This window comes from Streptomyces sp. NPDC102274, from assembly GCF_044766385.1.
Lineage (GTDB): Bacteria > Actinomycetota > Actinomycetes > Streptomycetales > Streptomycetaceae > Streptomyces.
In genome coordinates this window covers 92,934-113,296 of sequence record NZ_JBIWLW010000009.1, presented here as the reverse complement: position 1 = coordinate 113,296, position 20,363 = coordinate 92,934, and the positions used below count along the sequence as shown (strand labels likewise).

General features: G+C 68.4%; 30 protein-coding genes and 1 pseudogene. 5 read left to right on the top strand and 26 right to left on the bottom strand.

Annotation, left to right across the window (positions count from 1 at the left end; all coding sequences use genetic code 11):
• Positions 1-51 precede the first annotated feature (51 nt).
• From ACIRQP_RS15020 to ACIRQP_RS14895, 26 genes and pseudogenes are all read right to left on the bottom strand, one after another.
• Positions 52-747: a hypothetical protein gene (locus tag ACIRQP_RS15020; protein WP_403888976.1), complete on the bottom strand. Its 696-nt coding sequence runs from the start codon at positions 745-747 to the stop codon at positions 52-54.
• The gene (locus tag ACIRQP_RS15015) at positions 747-965 is read right to left on the bottom strand and encodes a hypothetical protein (RefSeq protein WP_403888973.1); all 219 of its coding nucleotides are present in this window, start codon (positions 963-965) and stop codon (positions 747-749) included. The genes ACIRQP_RS15020 and ACIRQP_RS15015 overlap by 1 nt, the downstream gene beginning before the upstream one ends.
• A gap of 16 nt (positions 966-981) precedes the next feature.
• Positions 982-1,848, bottom strand: a complete 867-nt coding sequence (locus ACIRQP_RS15010) for a hypothetical protein (RefSeq protein ID WP_403888970.1) — start codon at positions 1,846-1,848, stop codon at positions 982-984.
• Positions 1,849-1,918: 70 nt separating this feature from the next.
• Positions 1,919-3,679, bottom strand: a complete 1,761-nt coding sequence (locus ACIRQP_RS15005) for a major capsid protein (RefSeq protein ID WP_403888967.1) — start codon at positions 3,677-3,679, stop codon at positions 1,919-1,921.
• Positions 3,680-3,800: 121 nt separating this feature from the next.
• Entirely contained in the window at positions 3,801-3,956 is a 156-nt protein-coding gene (locus ACIRQP_RS15000; protein ID WP_403888964.1) for a hypothetical protein, read from the bottom strand.
• Between the two features lie 2 nt (positions 3,957-3,958).
• Positions 3,959-5,062, bottom strand: a complete 1,104-nt coding sequence (locus tag ACIRQP_RS14995) for a hypothetical protein (RefSeq protein ID WP_403888961.1) — start codon at positions 5,060-5,062, stop codon at positions 3,959-3,961.
• 122 nt (positions 5,063-5,184) lie between these two features.
• Positions 5,185-5,988, bottom strand: coding sequence for a phage minor head protein (locus ACIRQP_RS14990; RefSeq protein WP_403888958.1), 804 nt, complete (start codon positions 5,986-5,988; stop codon positions 5,185-5,187).
• Positions 5,985-7,826 (bottom strand): hypothetical protein, encoded by a 1,842-nt coding sequence (locus tag ACIRQP_RS14985; RefSeq protein WP_403888955.1) that lies wholly within the window; start codon positions 7,824-7,826, stop codon positions 5,985-5,987. Before ACIRQP_RS14985 ends, ACIRQP_RS14990 begins: the two co-directional genes overlap by 4 nt.
• Positions 7,826-8,125: a hypothetical protein gene (locus ACIRQP_RS14980; protein ID WP_403888952.1), complete on the bottom strand. Its 300-nt coding sequence runs from the start codon at positions 8,123-8,125 to the stop codon at positions 7,826-7,828. Before ACIRQP_RS14980 ends, ACIRQP_RS14985 begins: the two co-directional genes overlap by 1 nt.
• 8 nt (positions 8,126-8,133) lie before the next feature.
• The gene (locus tag ACIRQP_RS14975; protein WP_403888949.1) at positions 8,134-9,522 is read right to left on the bottom strand and encodes a terminase large subunit domain-containing protein; all 1,389 of its coding nucleotides are present in this window, start codon (positions 9,520-9,522) and stop codon (positions 8,134-8,136) included.
• Positions 9,522-9,974, bottom strand: coding sequence for a hypothetical protein (locus tag ACIRQP_RS14970; protein ID WP_403888946.1), 453 nt, complete (start codon positions 9,972-9,974; stop codon positions 9,522-9,524). The genes ACIRQP_RS14975 and ACIRQP_RS14970 overlap by 1 nt, the downstream gene beginning before the upstream one ends.
• A 34-nt stretch (positions 9,975-10,008) precedes the next feature.
• Positions 10,009-10,221 carry a hypothetical protein gene (locus ACIRQP_RS14965; RefSeq protein WP_403888943.1) on the bottom strand — a complete coding sequence of 71 codons (213 nt, stop codon included), beginning with the start codon at positions 10,219-10,221 and terminating at the stop codon, positions 10,009-10,011.
• Positions 10,222-10,262: 41 nt separating this feature from the next.
• A complete protein-coding gene (locus tag ACIRQP_RS14960; protein WP_403888941.1) occupies positions 10,263-10,484 on the bottom strand; it encodes a holin in 222 nt (73 codons plus the stop codon).
• 47 nt (positions 10,485-10,531) lie between these two features.
• The gene (locus ACIRQP_RS14955; RefSeq protein ID WP_403888937.1) at positions 10,532-11,410 is read right to left on the bottom strand and encodes a peptidoglycan-binding protein; all 879 of its coding nucleotides are present in this window, start codon (positions 11,408-11,410) and stop codon (positions 10,532-10,534) included.
• 172 nt (positions 11,411-11,582) lie between these two features.
• On the bottom strand, positions 11,583-12,185 hold the full coding sequence (locus ACIRQP_RS14950; RefSeq protein ID WP_403888934.1) for a hypothetical protein: 603 nt from the start codon (positions 12,183-12,185) through the stop codon (positions 11,583-11,585).
• Positions 12,186-12,637: 452 nt separating this feature from the next.
• Positions 12,638-12,790 (bottom strand): hypothetical protein, encoded by a 153-nt coding sequence (locus tag ACIRQP_RS14945; protein WP_403888931.1) that lies wholly within the window; start codon positions 12,788-12,790, stop codon positions 12,638-12,640.
• Between the two features lie 87 nt (positions 12,791-12,877).
• Positions 12,878-13,057, bottom strand: coding sequence for a hypothetical protein (locus tag ACIRQP_RS14940; protein WP_403888928.1), 180 nt, complete (start codon positions 13,055-13,057; stop codon positions 12,878-12,880).
• Between the two features lie 79 nt (positions 13,058-13,136).
• Positions 13,137-13,298 (bottom strand): hypothetical protein, encoded by a 162-nt coding sequence (locus ACIRQP_RS14935; RefSeq protein ID WP_403888926.1) that lies wholly within the window; start codon positions 13,296-13,298, stop codon positions 13,137-13,139.
• Positions 13,299-13,398: 100 nt separating this feature from the next.
• Positions 13,399-13,965 carry a hypothetical protein gene (locus tag ACIRQP_RS14930; protein ID WP_403888923.1) on the bottom strand — a complete coding sequence of 189 codons (567 nt, stop codon included), beginning with the start codon at positions 13,963-13,965 and terminating at the stop codon, positions 13,399-13,401.
• Positions 13,962-14,462 (bottom strand): hypothetical protein, encoded by a 501-nt coding sequence (locus ACIRQP_RS14925; RefSeq protein WP_403888920.1) that lies wholly within the window; start codon positions 14,460-14,462, stop codon positions 13,962-13,964. The genes ACIRQP_RS14930 and ACIRQP_RS14925 overlap by 4 nt, the downstream gene beginning before the upstream one ends.
• Positions 14,459-15,025, bottom strand: coding sequence for a hypothetical protein (locus ACIRQP_RS14920; RefSeq protein ID WP_403888917.1), 567 nt, complete (start codon positions 15,023-15,025; stop codon positions 14,459-14,461). Before ACIRQP_RS14920 ends, ACIRQP_RS14925 begins: the two co-directional genes overlap by 4 nt.
• Before the next feature lie 7 nt (positions 15,026-15,032).
• The gene (locus tag ACIRQP_RS14915) at positions 15,033-15,179 is read right to left on the bottom strand and encodes a hypothetical protein (RefSeq protein ID WP_403888914.1); all 147 of its coding nucleotides are present in this window, start codon (positions 15,177-15,179) and stop codon (positions 15,033-15,035) included.
• Positions 15,180-15,633: 454 nt separating this feature from the next.
• A pseudogene (locus ACIRQP_RS14910) lies at positions 15,634-16,285 on the bottom strand (DUF2637 domain-containing protein); the annotation flags it as partial.
• A gap of 73 nt (positions 16,286-16,358) precedes the next feature.
• Positions 16,359-16,496: a hypothetical protein gene (locus ACIRQP_RS14905; RefSeq protein ID WP_403888911.1), complete on the bottom strand. Its 138-nt coding sequence runs from the start codon at positions 16,494-16,496 to the stop codon at positions 16,359-16,361.
• Positions 16,496-16,759, bottom strand: a complete 264-nt coding sequence (locus ACIRQP_RS14900; protein ID WP_403888908.1) for a hypothetical protein — start codon at positions 16,757-16,759, stop codon at positions 16,496-16,498. The genes ACIRQP_RS14905 and ACIRQP_RS14900 overlap by 1 nt, the downstream gene beginning before the upstream one ends.
• Positions 16,759-16,989: a hypothetical protein gene (locus ACIRQP_RS14895; RefSeq protein ID WP_403888905.1), complete on the bottom strand. Its 231-nt coding sequence runs from the start codon at positions 16,987-16,989 to the stop codon at positions 16,759-16,761. Before ACIRQP_RS14895 ends, ACIRQP_RS14900 begins: the two co-directional genes overlap by 1 nt.
• 166 nt (positions 16,990-17,155) lie before the next feature.
• Between ACIRQP_RS14895 and ACIRQP_RS14890 the strand changes: the two genes are divergently transcribed.
• The 5 genes from ACIRQP_RS14890 to ACIRQP_RS14870 all read left to right on the top strand — a co-directional run bounded on the left by ACIRQP_RS14890 (position 17,156) and on the right by ACIRQP_RS14870 (position 20,149).
• Positions 17,156-17,446, top strand: a complete 291-nt coding sequence (locus ACIRQP_RS14890) for a helix-turn-helix domain-containing protein (RefSeq protein ID WP_403888902.1) — start codon at positions 17,156-17,158, stop codon at positions 17,444-17,446.
• A 177-nt stretch (positions 17,447-17,623) separates the two neighbouring features.
• Positions 17,624-17,962, top strand: a complete 339-nt coding sequence (locus tag ACIRQP_RS14885) for a DUF6233 domain-containing protein (protein WP_403888899.1) — start codon at positions 17,624-17,626, stop codon at positions 17,960-17,962.
• 23 nt (positions 17,963-17,985) lie between these two features.
• Complete coding sequence (locus tag ACIRQP_RS14880; RefSeq protein WP_403888896.1) at positions 17,986-18,375, top strand: hypothetical protein; 390 nt, start codon at positions 17,986-17,988, stop codon at positions 18,373-18,375.
• A gap of 68 nt (positions 18,376-18,443) precedes the next feature.
• Positions 18,444-19,403: a DNA-processing protein DprA gene (locus tag ACIRQP_RS14875; RefSeq protein ID WP_403888893.1), complete on the top strand. Its 960-nt coding sequence runs from the start codon at positions 18,444-18,446 to the stop codon at positions 19,401-19,403.
• A 431-nt stretch (positions 19,404-19,834) separates the two neighbouring features.
• Positions 19,835-20,149 (top strand): ComF family protein, encoded by a 315-nt coding sequence (locus ACIRQP_RS14870; RefSeq protein WP_403888890.1) that lies wholly within the window; start codon positions 19,835-19,837, stop codon positions 20,147-20,149.
• The last annotated feature ends 214 nt before the right edge of the window (positions 20,150-20,363 follow it).

The following is a 20,363-nucleotide window of genomic DNA, read 5'->3' as shown; positions in this document are numbered from 1 at the left end:
GCGCAGGGCCCAGACCCGCCGCCAGGGAAGTCGCGGCGGGTCCGGACGTGGTCAGGACGCCAGTGCTACGGCGCCGCAGGCAGGGGTGGGCGGGGCGACGGTAGTGACCTCGAAGTGCTGGTGCTGGGCCGGTCCGATCGCGGTGAGGAGCGGTCCCTCCGCGAACGGCGTGACCGCGGACTTGATGACGTCGTACGGGCCGACACCCCAGCCGGAGCCGGTGCTCGTCCGCGCGGTCAGCGTCAGGGTGAGCGCGGCGTTCGCGATGGTCGCCTCGCCGATCCGGGCCTGCACCACGAACGGCCACAGCCAGTAGCCGTATTCGAGGCCACCGGTCCCGCAGGACTGGCCGGTCTTCCCGGACCACACTTCCAGCGCGAAGTTGGCGGTTCCGGTCAGGTCGGAGTCGAGGCGCCAGCCCACGGACGACGGGGTCGGCGTCGCGTCGTTCACCACCAGCGGGTTACCGGTGATGATGTTCAGCGCCTCCGGGTCGATGTTGCAGAGCACCACCGTCAGATCCACCCAGCGCAGCGCCGGACGACCCTGGTCGTCGATGCACAGGTCACCGTTGGCGTCGGGCTGCGTGATTTCCTCGGGGTCCTGGTAGTTCGGCGTCATGCCGACGGACACGAAGCCCTTGGTGACCAGCGTGCCAGTCGGGCCCGGTACCGGTGTACCGCACTCGTCCAGGCGCGTCAGGCGCATGGCTTTGCCGCGGGCGTAACTTCCACAGATGGCAGGCATCAGGCGCCGCCCTTCCTGCTCGGGGTGGAGGTGCGGCGCTTCCCGGCGGCGCTGACCTTGTCGTGGTAGGCGTCGGCCAGCGCGGCCGGAACAACGAACTCGGCGCCGCCTGCGACGGTGAGGACGTCCTGCGGGTCGTCGGCCAGCTCCAGCAGGAGCTTCGCGGTTTCCTTGATCTCCCCGGGTGGCGGGACCACCCGGCTGCTGGTGTCACTCATGAGGGTCTCCATGGGGTCATGCCGCCGGTGGGGTGATGTCGACGACGGCCGGGGCAGCGACGGGCACCTGCACGGCGTGGACGATCGGGCACGCCCACGTGTGCGCGTACACCCGCTCCGCCAACGCGAGGTACTGGTTGTGGACTCGGTCCATCGTCTGTACGACGTCCGGGACGATCGGCCGCTGCATGCGGCGGATCCACACCGGTGGTGTCATGAACGCCCATACCGAACCAACTGCCGGGGCAGCGCCAGCCGGGCCGGTGACGCCGTACCCGGCTCCGATCGACCACTGAGAGCCGAGCGGCGTGGTGAGGACGCCTGCCGACGGGCTGTCGCTGATCAGCTCGGCGTATGCGAGGGCCGCGTACGCCCTGGTGTTGATGTGGATGGTCCCGACGTACCCGTACGCGTCGTAAAAGCTCTGTTCCAGGGCGGCGATCGCCGCACCAGCGCCCGGCCCGTCAGGGGTGACGGATACGACTCCGGCGGTAGTGGTCAGCGCCGGATCGACGGGCGGTGATGTGCCGCCCCAGATCGCGGCTTCCACCTGCTCCTGCTCGGCGCCGGCGAGTTTGCGCCGGACGGTCCGTTCGACCTCCTGGGGAGTACGGCCCACTGAGCCGCACTTGTGGGTGGCGTACACCCAGTACGGGTCACCGGCGACGTAGCCGAGGCCCTCATCGAAGACCTTGTCCGGGTGGGTGTCGCAGTTCGCGTCGTACAGCCGCGCGACACCGCAGTCCTCCGCCGGGAACTGGAAGCCCGATGCGACGGTGCGGTCGTCGAGGTCATCCGTGACGCGGGCTGCGGTGAACACGCCATACCGCAACCGGCCGGGCGAAGGTGCCTCGACGAGTTGGGGGTTGGTGAGGATTGCCATGGTCCCTCCCTTCTGATGTGAGTGGCGGCCGGGCCAGGGACGGGGCCCGGCCGCCGGTCAGAGGGGTGGGTCAGGCTGCGGCGGCGGGGACGGCGCAGGAGGTCCAGACCTGGGCGCCGGTGGCGCCGGAGGGGCAGAGCTGCGCGGTGTACTGGCGGATGGAGCCGCAGGGGTAGATGGGCTGGTAGCCCTCCTCCGAGAACAGGCGGGTGAACAGGTTCTGAGCGAGGTTCGCCGCGTCGTACACGGAGGAGAGGGTGACGACGTCCTGCCGGGCGAGAACGACCGCCCCGGCCGGGTAGATCAGGAAGTTCACCGTGACGGGGAGCGCGGTGAGCGCGGTCGTGCCGCCGGGGAGTCCGGTGGCGGGGGTCGTCGCGTAGGCGTCCTGGTAGTCGTACACGAACTGCGGCCGGATGTTCCTGGTGGTGAACCAGGACACGATCATCTGGTTGGTGATCGCGAACGGGTCGTTCGGGTAGGCGTTGCGGCGGGACAGGTCCGCGCGGATCTGCGCGAGCGACCACTCCGGGAGGATCACCTCGAAGGTCTGGGAGAACGGCATCCGCTCGCGGTACCGCATGTCCGTCGCGGCGACCTCCAGCGCCGACAGAAGGGACGCGGTGGCCGAGGAGTCCGGGCCTGAGCCGGGCGCGGGGGTGGCTCCCTGCGCGGGGATCACTGTCGCGGCGCCGGCCTTGGTGGCGATGCGGGCGATGATGTTCCCGTTGAGCCTGTGGGCGTGGTTGGTGAGGAGCCCGTCGACGTAGTTGTTGACCCACTCCGGGTACCCGGCCATCTGCATGAACGACGCGGTGATGCAGGACACGGCGACGTCGAGGCGGGCGTCCGTGAACGTCGGGCAGGGAATTTCGGCACACGACTTCGCGGTGTCGGCGATGACCTGGGCCTCGGTCAGCACGGTGAAACTGGTGCTGGCCTGGAGGTCTGCGTAGGTCGGCTGGTTCGACGCGTAGTTGAAGCCGCCCCTCGTCGCGGTGAGGGTCGGCAGGTCGAGCATGCCGTCCATCGACCACAGGCCACACGTGTCGTAGAGGTTCTCCGACGGTGCACACCACCCGGCGGCCGCCGTGAGGCTGTTCGCGTCCTCGGTGACCTGCCCGGACCACGACTTGAGGAGCGACCCGCCGTCGAGACGCGACTCCTTCCGCGCCCGCTCGATCGCCGTGTAGTCCGCCTCCTCGCCGCCGCCGAGCTTGAAGTCAGCGCCGCGGTCGCGCGTGAACTGCGCGAGGGTCCGCTTGCTGCTCTGGCCGCCGCCGGCGCGGCCATAGGAGGAGAACGACTTTGCGACGGCGTTGGAGACGTCCAAGACAGTGACTTCCTCCCCATACCTCTTTCCCACGGAGGCGGCGCCGTCAGAGGTAAGGACGATGGAGAACTCGCGCGGGCGCTCACGGCCGAGGACGACCGGCGGCTCCGGGGGCTGCGCACCCAGCTCGGCGACGGACGGAACCGCAGCTGCCGCTGCCGGCGCGGTCGGCTCGGCAGCCGGGGCAGCTGGCGTCTCGGGCGCGGCCGGGGGCTGCGGGGCGGCCGGCGGGGTGAGGTCGGGGAGCGCGCCGAAGGTCTCGCGTCGCGCGGCCAGTTCGGCGGCGCGGGTCTGGCGGGTTTCGATCTCGGTGCGGACGGTGTCGACGCGGTCGCCGAGGTCGGTGAACTCGGTGATCTCCTCGGCGGTGAGGTCGGTCTTGGAGGAGAGTTCGGCGCCGCGCTCGCGGATGCGTCCGTACTCGGCGTACAGGGCGTCGTCGTCGAGCGCGGCAGCGTCGAACTGCTCGGTTTCGGGGGTGTTGGGCTCGGTGGGCATGGTGCTGCTCCTGTGGGGAGTCGGCGCGGATCGGTGAGTTGTCACGTCTCCGGGCCGGCTCTCAGCTCAGCACCCGTAAGGCTGTGGACAGGGTAGCGCGTAAGTGGGGGCTTGTCCCCGTCTACTTCTTAGGGACGGCTTTGTAGGTTCCGCCTCCGCCTTGCGCGATGAGGATGCGGGCCTCGGCGATGCTGGAAACGGTCTGGGTCTTGCCGCTGTTCAGCTTGACCTCGTAGTCGACGTTGGATGCGGCTCGGCCGCAGGTGCCACAAGCCATGATCAGTTCCTCTCGTTCCACAGGGCCCGCGCCCACTTGGTGCGGGCTTCGGTGCTGTCGGGGCCCTTCTCCGGCTCGGACACCGGGGCGGCTGGTGCCGGTTCGGTGCCCTCAATTACGCGCCCGCGCAGGGGGCCGAAAGTGCCGATCAGCGTCCGCTGGGCTCCGGCCGCGAACTTCACCAGCGTGCGCGGCACCGGGAAGCCGGGGGTGTTCACGGAGCACACGGCGATCAGCTCCAGTGATCCGCCGATCCGTCGCCAGTCCCCGGACACCGGGGACGCCTTGAACTGCTCGACACGCAGCGGATCGGCCGCAGGCAGCATCCATCCGGCCACCCAGATACCGTGCTCGTCCTCACCCGCGAAGACCTTGGCGACCGCCGCAGCAACGTCGTCGTAGTGCGCCGCAGCGGCCCGGAATCCGAGTTGGGGGTCGGCATGACCGCCGCCCACGGTAAGAGTTCCCACAGGCACCGTGACCCCGTCGGCAGTGGGCTGCTCATTCAGCGTGAAGTACGAGTAGCCAGTCTGTGACGAGGGCGGAGTGACGCAGCCGGGGAGCCCAACATGGCAGGTGTCCCAGGTTGCGATGTGCCCGAATACATGGCCCGTGTTGGACACGGTGAGCGGGGTAGGGCGGTCCAGGTCCGGACGTGTGAACCACTCCAGCGGGGGGAGCACCTGCGCGGGCGCCAGCTGCGCGGTGGCCGTCGAGGCGAACGAGGCGAGCTGTGCGGCGTACGCAGGCTCATACGCCGCACGCACTGGCTCGTCGTACGCGTCCCACTCGGGCTCCGTCTCCGCAGGCGGTGCGGGCAGCGGGTCGAGGGTGATTGACACGTCAGCGAAGGCCGGGATGGCGACGAGCGTGGCCCCCGCGATCCGGCCTCTCGTGATCACGACACGGCCATCGTCGTCTACGACGTACTCCATGTCGTCCAGGTCCAGGCTCGGGCCGATCACCCCAGCCTCGATTAGCTCGATCACGCCGCTGTATTCGCCGCTGTCGAGCATGGACCCGGTGGCCACGACCATGCCGTTGTCGAACGACACGGTCTCCATGCGGGCTACGACTTCGGATCCGGTGTGGCCGTCTTGGCTCATGCGCTGCCATGACAGGGGGCGGGGAAGGTCGCGGGAGGTGAGGGCGCCGGGGGCGATGATCCTGCCGTCTCCGGTGGGTACTCCGAACCGTGCGAGCACGGATGTCCAACGTCTGGGCATAGTCAGCCTCTCGGGTTCTGTCGGTCGGTCCAATCGAGCGTCTCGCCGAGCACCACCGGCAGCAGCGTGCATCGGCACTGAATGACCTCCTGCGCCGGACCGCGCGGGTCCCCGGGAAACAAGAGCCGGGACCCGCCCACCTCGAATGGCGCGCCCAGCAAAGTCCGTTGCCCGTCCGCCTGCCGGTGCGACGGCCGTGTCCTCTGATCCTCAGTCGCCAGCCACACCTTCATCGGCGCCATGTCCCCACGCGCCTCCGCATCCAGCTGCGCACTCCGGAACACGCCCGCGTTGACGGCGCCCATCGTCTCCGTACGCGCCACCACCCGCGCCCGGTTCGGCCACAACTCCGACCCGGACGCCGTGAGAATCCGCTGCACGTCCGCCGTCACATCCGGGATCGGCCGGCCCTCACGAATGCCCCGCTCGATCTCCACCACGACCCGCGCGTACACCTCATCCGGCACCCGTACGAGCCTGTTCCCCGCGTCGTTGAGGTAGTCGGCCACGTACGGGTCGGTGACCGGATCGCCCGCGCTCGTCACCCGCCGCCAGGCGTGCCGCAGCACGTTGGCAACCTCGGGCACGATCTGGACGTTGACCTCGTCCGTCCAGAACTGGGCTTCGTCAGAGACCCGGTTGGGGTCGAGGGGACCGTCCGGGGGCGCCACGGCAGGCCGTACACGGTCCAAGATCCGGGTCAGCGACCGGAACCAGGCGCGGCCGATCCGCTGCTCACCGCCCCGGACGATGGCTTGCGCGCGCAGCCGCGCGGGCAGGTTCTCATCCTCCGGCGGCGTACTCACCGACTTCCGCCCGTCGCCGCCAGCGCCTCAGCCAGCAACTCCCGACGATGCTCAACTCGCCCACCCAGTAGCCCACTCGTGTACGTCATCAGCGTGGCGTCCAACGCGTGCGTGGACAGTGCGAAGGCATCGGCGACGTTCGCTGTGAACTGGAACGAGCCCTCCATCAGCCGCGGCACTGTCTGTGCCTCGTATGGGATGTGCCGGTACAGCTCGTGCTTGGGGGTGTCCTTGAACTTGCCTCGGAGTTGGTTCGTCAGGAGGCGACCGCCTGCCCGGGAGAGCGCGTCGAATACGACCAGCTCGCATGCTGGAAGCAGTCCGTCCGGCAGGACCGGGCCGGCGGACGCGGCCAGGGCTGGGGGCTGATCGTTCTGCGTCGCGGGCAGCGCGCGCGGGTCCCGCTCAGGAGCAGCGGGCGCCGGCGGAGGTCCGCTCTCGATCTGACTAGCCGGGGGTGTGCTGGTGATCTCGAATCCGAACAGACGCTGTGCGACCTGCGGGTCATCTGCCAGAGATGGAGCCGCGACAACGATCCTTTCAAGGCGGCGGAGCTGCACCTGTTCCACGTCAGGGATGTCGTCCTCGCCGACGCCGACTTCGGCTCGCATCGTTTCGTCGGAAATCAGGTCATGCTCGTGCAGCCACTTCAAGTCCTCCGTGCGGTTGGGCCGCTGGACGATCTCTGACGTGTTCCAGGCGAGCCGGTACCTGTCCGGATCAGTGACCCCCATGCGTGTCAGTGTCGGCCGGTACCAGTGCGTGGTGAGCGCGTCTCCAAGGCGGTCGAGGAGGGGCTCGATGTAGATCTTGTAGGTGTCTTCCTCCACCTTCCACGAACCCCAGTGGTTCGCAGCCGCTGTGGACCCGGTCGCGACCTCGTTCGGCATGTCCAGCGACTCAGCAAGCCGCTTGATCCCGTCGGCACGTAGCGCGACCACCGCCGCGTCGAAGGCGGTAGCCAGATCAATGTGCTTGATCGCATCGATCATGTCGGCCGGGATCTGGGCCATCACCGGGACCTGCGCCGCCGCTGTGCCCGGGGTCTGCATGGAACGGGCAGCAATGCCGGCCAGATACTCCATGAAACCTTCGGCGCCGGTGGCACCAGATTCCTGCTCCGGAAAATTGATCTCCTCGGGAAGGAACATGACCCCGTTGCCCGCGAGCCTGCTGTCGAGGCGAGCAGCGATGTTCTGGCTGGCCTTCTCAATCTCCCGCAGCACCGGAAGCGCCGGCCGGACCGCGCTGTCCGCGTGGTACTGGATCCGTGGGTGTGGTGACCAGACACGCATCAGCAGGTCATCGAGGGCGAGGTCCTTTTTGACCCCGGTCATTGGGTCCTTGTATGACCAGCGGGCGCCGCTGTAATCCACCTCTGTCCCGGACAGGGCGATCCATTCATCCGGCGCCGGGGCCCCGCCTCGGGCGGCCTTCCCCGGCCGCACGAGGACGAAAACCTCCCCGGGGATCTGCCAGTTCACGGCCATCGTGTACTGAAGCTGGGCACGATGCGCCGCGCCGCCGAGTGCTGCCGTTACGGCGGCCTTGGCCTTCGCATTGTCTGTTGGCCCGGTCGGCATGCCCGTGTCGGGGTCGACCTCGGCCGCGTACAGTTCGGCCCGGCTGACAGCGTTGGCGATCCAGGTGACGGCGGAGCGGAGTTCGCCGATCGCGTCGTAGAAGTACCACGCCTCTTTCTGCCAGGCGGTGTCTCCCTGCCGAGCACTCCATGCCTCACGCGCGTCCGGACCGGTGACAGGGATCGCTGCGGCGAGAACGACGCGGGGCTTTGTGTCGCGCTCCTCTGTGCCCTTGCGACGCTTGAGCAGGGCCATCACTCACCGCCCTCTCGTGAAGCAAGCCATCCGGTGATGTAGCTGAACGTCAGAGCGGCACACGCCGCGGCGAACCAGCGCTCGCCGCCCCACGCGAACCATGCGGCGCCCATGCCCGCGCCCACGTAGACGGATGAGCACCAGGCACAGACCAGCAGGTACGCGGCCAGCGATTCGCGGGGCAGGCGGCGGATCATCCAGTTGCGTGGCGCGTCGGTGATCCGGTCGGCGGTGATCAGCCGGGTGATACGGGCGGTGGCCAGCGCGGCGAGCACGAGCGTCAGGGTGTCCATGGTCATCGTCATCTCTATGCGGGCCTCTGCGTGGCGTGGGGTGAGGCGAGGACCATGCGGGCGCGGTCGCGTTTCATCAGCAGGGCGACGGCGTGGACCATGGCGTCGATGTGGTCCGGGCTGTTGTTCGGGTCCTCTTCGGGGATCCACGAGGTGAGCTGGTCTTCCAGCTCTGCGTGGACGCCAACGTGGTGTACGCGGCCCTGCTCGTACCGCATCGCCACAGGCTGCGCACGCAGCTGTTTCCCACGCGAGGCGTTGACTCGGCGGATCGGTGGGACGCCCGCGTCGTCGCCGTAGATCTCGCGCCACGCGTCCTTCAGGACCTGGCCAATCCAGTCCTTGCCGCCGTTGTCCTCCACCACCAGAAAATCGGCTGAGACCTCGTCCCACAGAGCCCACGCACGGTGCGACGCGTCGCGCGGGGTCATGCGCTTCGACACGTCGGCCAGGATGTAGTCGTGGCCGTCCGTACCACGGCCAGCCGCAACGAGTCCGGTCTCGTCACCCTGGCCGGTGCCCGCAGGGTCCATACCAACGACAGTGAGCATCAGCTCGGGCGCCTCCTGGACGCGATTCGCCTCAATGACGGAACGGGCAACCAAGGCGCCGGGCATGTCGTCGAGGACCTCGGCGTCAAGCTCCTGCCGGCCGAGGGTGGTCCCCTCGTACTTGGAGACGACTGCGCGTTGGAAGGTGGGCGCGAGGTTGTGGAGGTTGTCGTATGTGGAGCCCTTGACGAGGTGCGTCATCGGGTCCTTGATGAGCATCTTGATCACGGGCAGGGGGCGTGGAGTCGTCGTGATGCAGATGCGGGGGTGGTCACCCAGGCGCATGCCGAGCTGCGCCATGTCCCAACACGCCTGGAGGCGCCGCCAGGCGGCGAGTTCGTCGAACCAGCCGTAGTGGTGCTGGGGCCCGCGGAGCCGATCTGGTTCGTCCGCGCTGTAGACGGTCTGGATGGCGCCGTTGGGGTAGACGAGACGCCGCTTGCTCGGCTCGTACACCGGGCGGAACGTGGCCGGCGCGCAGGCGAGGATCCCCGACTCACCCTCTACCAGAATGTCGCGGGCGTCCGCGGCGGTCGGGCCGACGAGCGCACCACGTTCGTACGTGCGGGCCTGGTCGATGGACCACTCCGCGCCGGTCCGTGTCTTTCCGAAGCCGCGGCCGGCGAGGAGCAGCCACACGTCCCAGCCGTCGCCTTTGGGCGCGCGCTGGGGTGCGCGGGCGTGGCGTCCTTGTCGGCCGGGGTGGGGCATGCCGTCGCAGTTCTCGCGGTCGCAGAGCCAGGGGACTTTCCCGGCGTCGTGGTCCTGCTCGATCTGCTCCAGCCGTACGAGGAGCTGCTCTTGGGCTTTGAGGGGCCATGCGGCGATCTCCTCGCGCGAAAGGAGGGACATCAGTCGCCTCCCCCGAGCTTTTCGATGATCGCGGTGATCTTCTCGGAGAGTTCCGTGTGCTTGGGGCTCTCCGGCTTGTTGTAGTCGAGGAGGGTCGTACGGGCCTTGCACGCTGCGGAGAATGCCTGTGTCCACCGCATCGTCGGGTCCTCGCCCGATTCCAGTTGGTCAAGGCTCTCGTTGAGTCGGTCGAACAGCTTGTCGGTGAGCGCGGACTGCTGCGCCGTGGTCTTGCGGACCATCACCGCGTACGACTCGGTAGCTACACCGGTCAGATGCTGGTCGTATGCGCGGGCGCGTTCCACCCAGCCGTGCGTGAACGACCAGTTCTTCATCAGGCCAAGACTCTTGCCGACAGTCTGCCCGGTTTCTCCGAGAGTGCGGGCCGATCCCATGTCCCGGTACACGGCGAACGCCTCATAGGCCGGATCGCTTTCGGCGTCCTGCCTCATCCACGGATCGACGTTAGCCACAGCACCCCCCCGGCTATCGCATGATGAACTGAGCAAGGATCCCCGCGCCCGCGCCCAGGACGGCGGCGCCTCCGGCGGCGCGCCACACGGTCTGTTCGAGGGCGCGTAGGCGGGTTTCATGGTCGGAGACGTCGGATCGAATATCCGTCGTCTCCCGGAGGACCTCATCCAACTTGAGCTCGATGCGGTCGACGGATCTGCCCAGTTTCTGTACCTCCTGGTACATCTCCCCGATTCCTATGTGGACCCCGGGGACTTGCGGGGCGGTCACCGCAGGAGGCCCGTGCGCGGGGCGGGCTTCGCCTGGTATCCGGCGAGGAACGTGAGCGCGGTCGGTATGAGCGGCAGGATGACCGCCTGGGCCCACGCGGGCAGCGGGCCGAGCAACGAGCTGTCGGCCGCGATCGCGTTCAGGAGGGCGATCACGATACCGACCAGGAAGCTCGCGGCGCTCGCGGCCTTGACCTTGGTCTCTACGGGTGCAGCCATGGTGATGCTCCGTTCTGCGGGGAGATGCCGCTTCAAAACCGAAGCGGTCAGACGTTGGGAACTCGGAGTCGGTCCCAGGAGGTCTTGCCGGGGATGCCGTCGGCGTCGCTGCCCGAGTAGCCGAGCTTCCGTTGCCAGGCGGAGTAGGACTTCCGGTCAGCGTCCGTCCATCCCGGACCGGGCCCGACCTGGTACCGGCCGCATCCCTCCGCCACGAGGCGCTTGCCCATGGCCGTGATGACGGCGCTGCGCCGGCCGACGGCGAAGAACGCGGCGCCGGGGAACGGCTCGTACGTCTTCGCCGGTGGCTTGGGTGCCGGGGGCTTGGGCTTCGCTCCGGCCAGGCGCTCGCCGATCCGGGCTCGCATGGACGCCATGGTGAAGCCGCGGGGGTCGACCTTCCCGGGCTGCCACTCCAGGTGCCCGATCACCGAGCGCTGCGTCCAGCCGTGCGCCCGGCAGATCGCCGCCGCGACGCGCTCGATCGCCTCCAGCTGCGCGGCGGGCCAAGGGTCGCGGCCGTCGCCGAGGTTCTCGCACTCGAAGCCGTAGAAGTGGGCGTTCCCGTCGGTGTTGGCTTCGTTGTCCGTCGGGAGGGCCGACTCTGCGGTGACCGCGCGCAGGACATCGTCGTCGCCACTGCCCGCGTGGTTCGCGCGGCCCCAGCCGACCATGTGGACGGTGCCGTCCTTGGCTATGACGCCGTGGCAGAGGGGGCCGGGGAGGGTGCTGTGGCCGTCGCGGCAGAGCCGGACGGTGGAGTCGGTGCCCTTGGTGACGGTGTGGTGGATCATCACGCCGTGGACCGGGCCCCACTCGCCCATGTGATCACGGTTGTGTGTGCGCCAGTTGCCGACCTCAACGATCTCCACGCCCTCGGCGCGGAGCGCTGACAGCGCTGCTGACGCGGATAGCGGCTGAGCCATGCGTGCCCCCTGTTTCGGCCAGTTCTGAGCTGAGCATAACTGGAACACGTTCTAATTCACTACATCTGTAGTGCGGGAGGCGTCAGGCATGCAAAAGGGGCCCACGCGATGGCGGGCCCCTTCTCAACTCCTTCAGCTCATGTACACCACAACAGCGGCGACGCGCAGACCTCTACTTGATGGTGCCGGTCCAGTGCGGGTCCTCGGCAAGAAGGTCGACGCTGTCGTCCACGCGGGTCATGGTGAACACGACCTCCGCCCCGTCCTTCTTGGCGAGCGCGTACTCGAAGGTGAACGAGCCCTTCTTGCCCGGCGCGAGACGGCCCGTCATCTGCCGGGACCCCTTCTCCGCAGACACGAACTCGGTCTGGCCGCCCGTAGTCGCGCCCTGCGCGTTGACCCCCCACGCGTCGAGGTCCAACGGATTCTTCGCGTTGTTCGTTACGTCCAGTGAGACGCGGAACCCGGTCTTGTCGGCGCCGGGCTTGAGGTCGAACTCCCCGAAATCAGCGGCGGTCAGCCGGTTGATCCCGGTGACGGCGAGCAGGACACCGTCCTTGTAGCGGAAGCCGTCGCCAACCGCGAGTTCGGTGTCCGGCGCCTTCTCCTCGATGGGCTCTTCGGCCGGCGCCGCGTCTCCCGTCACCGACTGCTGCGGCGCTACGCCGCGCTCGGCGGTGCCCTGTTCGCTGCTGCTGCATGCTGCGGTGAGGGGGAGGAGCGCGGCGGCTGTGGTGGCCAGGATGGCGGTGCGGATTCGGGTGCGGGTGTGCATGGTCCCCCCAAGGACTGTGTGGATGAGGGGACATCGTGGCGGATGTGCGTGTGGCGTGTCCGACGGGTGATGGGTTCGTGACATGCCGGGGTCCCGGCTGCGTGGTGCCGTCATGCCGTCGAGTGGTCCGCCGTGCAGTTTGACCACGTGTTAGGGGTGGGCTCGGCCATCACTTTTCCCATTCGGTCATGTGCCGCGTGGGCCCGGGTGGAACCGGCCGCACTGGCATACGGGGTGGCGGCGTCTGGCTCGGTCTGATCTGTGGTGGACGCGTAGGCGGCGGAGCACGCGGGACAGGATGGACATGAATTCATGATGACGCAGCGGGCGCGCGGTGTGGGCGGGTATGGGTGAGCCCCCACCGACGGGTGACGGTGGGGGCTCGGTCCGCAGCGCAGCAGCCAGATGCGCGAATGGGATGAGAACAGCGTACGGCGCGGCACTGACAGCGGTCAGCGGCGCGGCTTGGGAAGCATTTCGTCACCGCGGCGGAGACGTCCGTCGGTTCGGCCGGCGCCGGGGGTGGGGGTGGTCTCCTGTCCGCGTGGCCGGAGGTAGCTGCGGGAGTTGGAGGTGGTGCTGCTCTGTTTCTCGGTGCGTGCCACGATGGCCGTCCTGTCTCGTGTGCGGGATGGGGGCCGGGGCGGCTGGGATGCCTGGCAGCGAACAGCCGCCCCGGGGTGAATGGTTGGTCAGCGCTCTTCGCCGTCGGCGAGACCGAGCCACGGCTCACCGTCGTCTGCTTCTTCGGCCTCGACCGCGGCCGTGTTGTGGGCGTCGTCCTCCGCGTCAAGGCGCGCCTCGTCGGCCTGGTCCATCTCGTAGAGCTCGTCGCCGGTGAAGAGGTCGGCGGTGGTCATGTCGTCGTTCATCGCGGGTTCCTCTCTCGTTCGGGGCTGTCCCGACTCCCCTCGACTCCGTCCGTACGAGACGGGCGGAGCGGGCAACCGGTCAGCTCTCTTCGAACCGAGCGACGGCGCAAGGAGCGCAGAGCGTCACTTCCTCGTGCTCCTCGTCCGGGTAGAGCGCTTCCGTGAACGGGTCGCGCATCCTCGTCACGGTGCTGTCGCGCGTGCCGCAGGTCTGGCACTTCTTGTGCTTCTTCTTCGCCATGACGGCGCCTCTCTCGGTAGGGGTAGACCGGCGGTAGATAGGCCGGTAGATGAGGGGTAGTTGAGCGGTAGACCCGCAGGTAGACGAGGGGGTAGACGCCCTACGCGGCGGCCTCCTCAACCGGCTGCGGGGAAGGGGCTGCGAGGTCGTCCCGGTGGACCCCGTACGCCACCCGGCGGGCCACCTTCACGGAGCGCCGGACGGGCACCCCGAGCGCCTCCAGCCGGGAGCGCAGATCGGCCACTTCCCAGCCCTCTCCCTGGCCCTGCTTCTGAAGGTGGTCCAAGACGGTGGAGAGGTGCACTCCGGGGCGGTCGCCGATGAGGTCGGACAGCATGTCCCGGAGATGGTCCTCCGCGTCGTCCTCGGGGAGGTCCGGCCCGTCGGCCGGGGCCTCACCCGCGGGTGCGGCGCGGACTGCTTTCCAGCACCACACGGGGACGATCAGCCACAGCAGCGCGGGCATCGCGCGGACGAGACGCCACAGGACGTACAGGCCGAGGGCGACTAGGGCGACACGGAGCCAGCAGCCGAGGACCGCGACGAAACCGGTGAGATCTTCCCGGCGGCCTTTCCTGATCCACGTGGTGACCGTGTCGGCCAGCCGGCGCGCCCGGATGGTGGAGCCGTCCCACAGGCGGCGCGCCAGGGTCTGGAGCCGGGTCACAGGCCGTGCCCTTCGAGGAGCGCCCGGCCGCTGGCGCCGAGGCTGTTGGCGATCTCGGGGAGTCCGTGAAGCATCCCGGCGATGCCGGCGGTCGCACAGAGGATCGCGCCCGCGGCCATTGCGCCGAGGAGTCGGCCCTTCTCCTCCTTGTTGAACGCCTTGTACGCGGCGACTGTGGCGACGAACAGGAGGAACACGACGACGCCGCCCTCGGGGGTGAGGGAGCCGAGGGAGGCTGTGGCGATGGTGCTGCCGGAGTCGGTTCCGGTCGTGCCCGACACCGCCTTGCTGCCACCGAAGTTGGTGGCCTGGCGTGTGCATCCGGAAAGCCAGCCTGCGAGGCCGCCGACGCACACGGTGCTCATGGCGCCGGTGATCAGGCCCTGGCCTGTGGGGATGAGGTCTTTCAGCGCCCGGCCGCCGGTCCACCACTTGCGGAGGTTGAGGAAGAGGATGGCCAGCGCGATGGCGGCTCCGGCGAGGGTTGTGCCGATCATGGGGTGACTCCAGTGATCCAGGTGACGGGGTCGTACAGGTGGATGGCGCCGAATGCGCCGACGAATGTGGTGGCGAGGAAGAACACCCGCAGGAAGCTGCTCCCGTCGCGGCGCTGTTCGCGTTTCCGGACCAGCGCGCACCCGGCGAGGAGGAGAGCGCCTCCGCCGATGGCGTAGCCCCAGCCGGTGCCCATGTCGCGTGCTTGAGCGACAGTGGCGAGCCAGGTGGTGGCGCAGGAGTGGCCGCGCGGCAGGATCGGCGCGACGGCGAGGACCAGGCCCGCGGTGGCCTGGAGGGGCGTGGCGAAGGTCCGCAGCCACGCCCGCAGCCGTTCCCAGCGGGTCGGCTCGGGCGGGAGGGGTGCGGGCAGGAAGGTGACGTACACCTCGATGGGCCCGAGGTCCGGCGGGGGTGGTGCGGGTACGGCGGGCGGGGCCGGCGGTGCGGGCGGCGGGGGTGGTGGTTGTCGCCAGGGCGGGATGTCGTCGGGCGCGGGCGGCCGGTCGGGCAGGGCTGCGCCCGCGGGGATGATCCGAGTTGGAGTGATCGGCTTGTCAGACATGAGGTCCTCAGGCGAGTGCGGTGGCGAGTGCGCATCCGGCGATGAAGCCGAGCGCGACGGCGAGTGCGGTGGAGTGCGAGGGACGCATCCGATCGAGTGCGCAGTAGGCGGCAACCATGGATGCGGATGCGAGTGCGGCGAACGCAGCGTGCATCAGCTGGCCTCCCGGTCGAGTGCGTTGCGGATGCGGGTGGCTCGGGCCTGGCCGATACCGAGTTCGCGCTGCATCCGGCGCAGGGAGAGCGGCCCGGTGGTGGCGAGTGCGCGTGCCTGTTCGATCAAGTCGGCATCGGATGCTGCCGTACTGGACCGCTCTGGCACGGATGCGGGAGGTGCTGGCGGATGCGCATCTGCGGTGACCTGGTGGATCGCGGGCAGCATGGGCTTGAGGTCGAGGACGAGTGCGCTGTCCAGGTGCGGTGCATCTGAGGCCGGGTGCGTATCCGGTGCGGCGAGTGCGCGCGCATTCGGATGCGGCGTGAGTGCGGGCGTATCCGTGGTCGGTCCGGCAAGTGCGGTTGCGTCGGCCACCACCCGGTCGAACTCCGCATCCGTATCCGTGTCCGCAGCGCCGGTGAGTGCGGGCGCAGCAGGCGCATCCGTGAGTGGGGCGAGTGCGCGCCCGTAGCGGGTCAGCCGCAGCGGCATCCGCATCTCCACGGGTGCACGCCACCGCCACATCCGGCCGTACCGCATCTGCAACCGCGCCCGGTAGATCAGCCGTTCCTGTTCGAGCGCGATGACGTCCTCGTACGAGCGCAGCTCCCACAGCTTCATCCGGCGCCAGAGCTTGAAAGTTGCCAGCGGGGCGAGGAGCCACCGGATCAGCCGTACGGGCTCCATGTGCCTGTCGGCGGTGATATCCGCGATTCGGCCGGTCGCGTGGCGCGCGGCCTCGGTGACGACCACGAACAGGACCGGGATTACAGCGTGCATGCCCACGCCGAGCGGGTCGGGCCACGCTGCGGCGGCGTTGAACGCGATCGTCGCTGCGGTGAGGAGCCAGGCCACCTGGCGCAGCAGGGGGTATGGCATGCGGACCCAGGTGAGCAGGAGGTCGAGCGCGAGCAGGACGATGATGCCCGCGTCGATACCGATCGGGAACGCCAGCGCGAAGCGGCCGAAGCCTTTGGCCTCGGCGAGTTTGCGGACGGCGCCGTAGGAGCCGACGAAGCCGATTCCGGCGAGGAGGACGCCGCCGGCGGTGACGGTGTAGATGAGGCGTCGTTGAACGGTCGTCAGCGGGGGGCGGGCGTTCACGGTTCGGCTCCCGAGTGAGGGGGCCGGGCCGCGCGGTTGGTTTGGCACGCGCGGCCCGGCCGGTCAGGTGGGGTCAGCGGGCGTCGTCGTTGCCAGCGGGTGCCGGGGCGGGGGTGCCCTTGCGGCGGTCGGCTTCGGCGCGGGCGGCGGCCTGGCCCTTCTTGTACGCGTCGGCGGCGTCCTTGGCGTTGATGCTCTTCGGCTTGCCCATCAGCGGGTCACCGCCCCGTACTGCTCGCGCAGGCGCTCCGCGTAGGCGGCGCGGGTCCCGGTGAGCGGCAGGTCCACGACGGCGGTGAGCGTGTTCGTGATGTCGCGGCCGACGGCGGCGTCGTTGTAGATGCCGTGCCAGTCCCAGACGCTGAGCTGCACCTCGGAGTGGAGGCTGTTGGCGCTCATGGTCGTGTCCGGGTTCATGGCGGTGAGCCGGTCGGCGGTGGCGCGCAGGACGATGGCGAGAGTCGCAGCGTCCATCAGCGGTTCACCCCGGCGACGCGGCCGATGGCCTGCGGGTAGCTGGTGGGGAGGTGGCGGAGCAGCGGCGTGAGGCTGCTGGGGCGCAGGACGCCGACCGCGACAGCGAGTGCGGTGAGGCTGATATTCGGCTCGCAGCGGCAGGGGGCCTGCCGGCAGGTTTCGCAGCGTTCGTGGGTGGTGCTGGCGGCGGGGACTGCCAGCGTGGTGAGGCTGTGGATACGATCCATGGCGGATCTACCCCTTCGTGGTTGTGGGTAGGTCTGGCCCCGGCCATGTGGAGCTGCGAACTCCGGCCGGGGCCGTTCTGCATCAGTGACACGGGGTCACTTCCATGGAGCGTATGGGACCCATACACTCCTGGCAAGTGGCCCACCCGAAGGGAAGGGGCCGGGTGTGAGCAACGAGGAGGTGCGGCGGGTGTCTGAAGCCCTTGACGCCATTGAGCGGATCGCGGATCCGGAAGAGCGCGTGCATGCCATGAGTCAGGCGATGGCCGCGCAGGTGAAGCGGACTGCGAAGTGGAAGGAGGAGCGCCGCGAACTGGTCCTCAAGCTCAAGGCCGAGGATGTCTCGATCCGAAAGATCGCCGCCCGCATCGGCACCTCTCCGAGCACCGTGCAGGACATCCTGCGGGGGTACTCCGGCTCGGGCACCCATCGGCCCAGGAAAGCCGCTGAGGAGTAGCCCGTACGACGAAGGCCCCCACCCGGATCGCTCGGGATGGGGGCCTCGTGTTGCCTGCTCGACTACGCCGTGGGCGGCGGCGGGATCCGTACCCGCGTCGTGTGATCACCATAGTCCGTCGGGCGCCTTCTGGTGGGCGAACGCGGCGCGGCGTGTCGACAGCTTAATATCGAACGCATGTCCGATAATCCGTCGCTGCGCCTCGCCGCGCTCCGCTTCCTGGAGCGCGTCCAGGAGCAGGACCTCGCGCGCACGCGGCGCTGGATCGCCGAAGAGGAAGGACGGGCAGCTGAGATCGCCGCGCGCCGGCCGCCGCCCCCACCGCCCGAGTGGCTCATCGAGCGCGGCATCGACGCCCGCCGCTCCCCAGTGGCGGTACACGCCGGGGACTGCGGGATGGCGGGCAAGGTGAAGAGGCCAATCACCCGGGAGCAGGCGGTGGCGGCCCTGGTGGAGCGCGGGATCCGGCCGTGTCCGCTGTGCCGGCCGGACACAGCCCTCGGCGTGCTCGGCTGATCGGCCGGGCGCACCCTGGAGGTGTGGATCTCCCGGTCGATGTGGCGCTGGCGAAGGCAGTCCCGGTACTGCCCGCTGGTGAGGGCTGGTGGTACGAGCCCAAGTTCGACGGACACCGCACGATCATGGCCCGCAACCCGGAGGCCGTAGTCCTGTACGCCCGCTCGGGCCGGATCGTCACGCCCTGGTGGCAGGACCTTGCCCGCGCCGGTAAGCAGCTGCTCCCCGGAACGGTCCTCGATGGCGAGGCGGTCATCTGGACAGGCCACCACATCGACTTCTCGGCAGCCCAGTCCCGCGCCGCGTCGGCCCCGGCCCGCGCGCTGCTGCACCCGGAGTCTGATCATTCGGTCGAGTGGTCCCGCGCGGAAAGTCGCGTTCCGGCTGCGGACGGTCCGTCAAATACGCGATGATGGCAGCGGTCCAAGTAATCGCACACCCTTCGAACACAGGGGACCGCAAGTAGAAGGAAGCCATACTCATGCTCGCTCTAACAGCACAGCAGGAACGTCTACTCACCCTTTGCGCCTTGCGCATAGGGAAGAAGTCACTCGACTGGAGCCTCCTGGCACGCACCTGCCAGTCTCGCGACGCGCTGGATGTCGTGATGGGGGGAGACATCCCGGAGGACTCGGCAATCGCACGCATAAACCTGTCGCTCCTGCGCAAAGGGCTTGGCCAGCTAGAGGAAGCGCGGGAACGCGTGCGCGATGAGGTCGGAGCGGCCGAGCAAGCCGGGGCAAGGCTGGTCACTGTCCTGGACGCCGACTACCCCGCGAATCTCCGACTGATCCCGAACCTGCCTCCGTTCCTCTTTTACCTGGGGAGCCTGGAGGAGAGGGACGCGCGGTCTGCGGCAGTCGTGGGTACCCGGGCCGCCACAGAGGATGGCGTGAAACGTGCCGACCGGATGACCCGGGGCTTGGTGAAGGAGGATGTCGTTATCTTCAGCGGCCTCGCCAAGGGGATCGACGCTGCGGCGCACGCTGCCACGCTTGATGCCGGCGGCCGTACTGTCGCAGTGATGGGTACGGGCATTGCCGCGCGTATCTATCCTGCCCAGAATAAGCCGCTGGCTGCCCGGATCCTTGAAGAAGGAGGGGCTCTTCTTTCGCAGTTCTGGCCCTCCTCCTCTCCGGCGACATGGACATTTCCACGCCGCAATGTAGTGACTTCAGGCGCAACGCTCGGCAGCGTCGTTATCGAAGCGTCAGCAACATCCGGAGCGAAGATGCAAGCACGTATCGCCGCGGAGCACGACAAACACGTTTTTCTGCTGCGGTCGTTGGCGACACAGGAGCCATGGGCCGCAAAGATGATCGAGGACGGCCGTGCAGTTGAAGTGACAGAGATTCACGATGTGATTTGCCGCCTAGGGGATGCGAAACGTATACACCGTGCCGGACAGCAGCGGCTTCAGTTAGCACTGGCGGGCCTGTGACTGTTGCTAGAGATCTTCCTAGACGGCTGGACTTCCCCTCATGCGCTCGCTGCCCTTACGTGAACGTCGGTACGCCGAAGGTGTGCGCCGCCTGCGCGGCGCAGAACGTGAGCCCTCTGGCGGACCATCACTGCCCGAGGTGCGGCCAGAGCATCAGGCCGCCGCAGACTCGGTGTCAGAACGTGATCTGTGATTGGCCTCAAGGGACTAGATACTTCAGCCGGGTTGATGCGATCGCCCTCTTCTCTGGTCATCTGGAAAGGACGATCAAGACTTTCAAGTACGATCCGCGTGGGGCGGGTTGGGCTTCCATATTTGGACGGCTCATTCTGGGTTGGATGGAAGCTAACCCACACCGAATGGATGGCATAGACCTAGTCCTCGGGAACCCTACGTCGCCTGAGCGCGAGCCCTTACAGCATATTGAAGCCATGATGCAGGCCGCGTGGACGGAAGATCGCTTTGATCGTTGGCCGTTGCCTCCTCCGAATCGTCCCGTGCTGGTGAAGACGCGTCAGACAGAAAAGTCAGCCAGTTCAAGGCCAACCTGGCAAGAAAAAATGGCTGCGGCTAAGTCTCACGCAGACGCACTGGAGTTATGTGCCAGCGTCAACGGCAAGCGATTACTTCTGGTGGATGACGTATTCACCACCGGCGCCCAGTTTGTCACCGTGTCCAGGTTCCTCATTGAGAAGGGCGGGGCGGCGGATGTTTCAGGGTTAGTGCTCGCCAGGACCCCTTGGTAGTGATCTTGCCCGACTCGGGGGCCCACAGTGTGCGTCAGCCCGCCCCGCCAGCCCGGAGCGGGCGAGTTCGTCGAGTGCGGCCCGGTGCGGGCAGCCGCACGCGGGCCGGGAGTGCTGCTCCGCAGTGCGAGCCTGGCGCCGGCGGTTCCGCTGCTGTTCGGCGTGGAGCATCGCGATGAGCGTGGCCGCAATGGTGAGGAGCAGCAGGGGGATG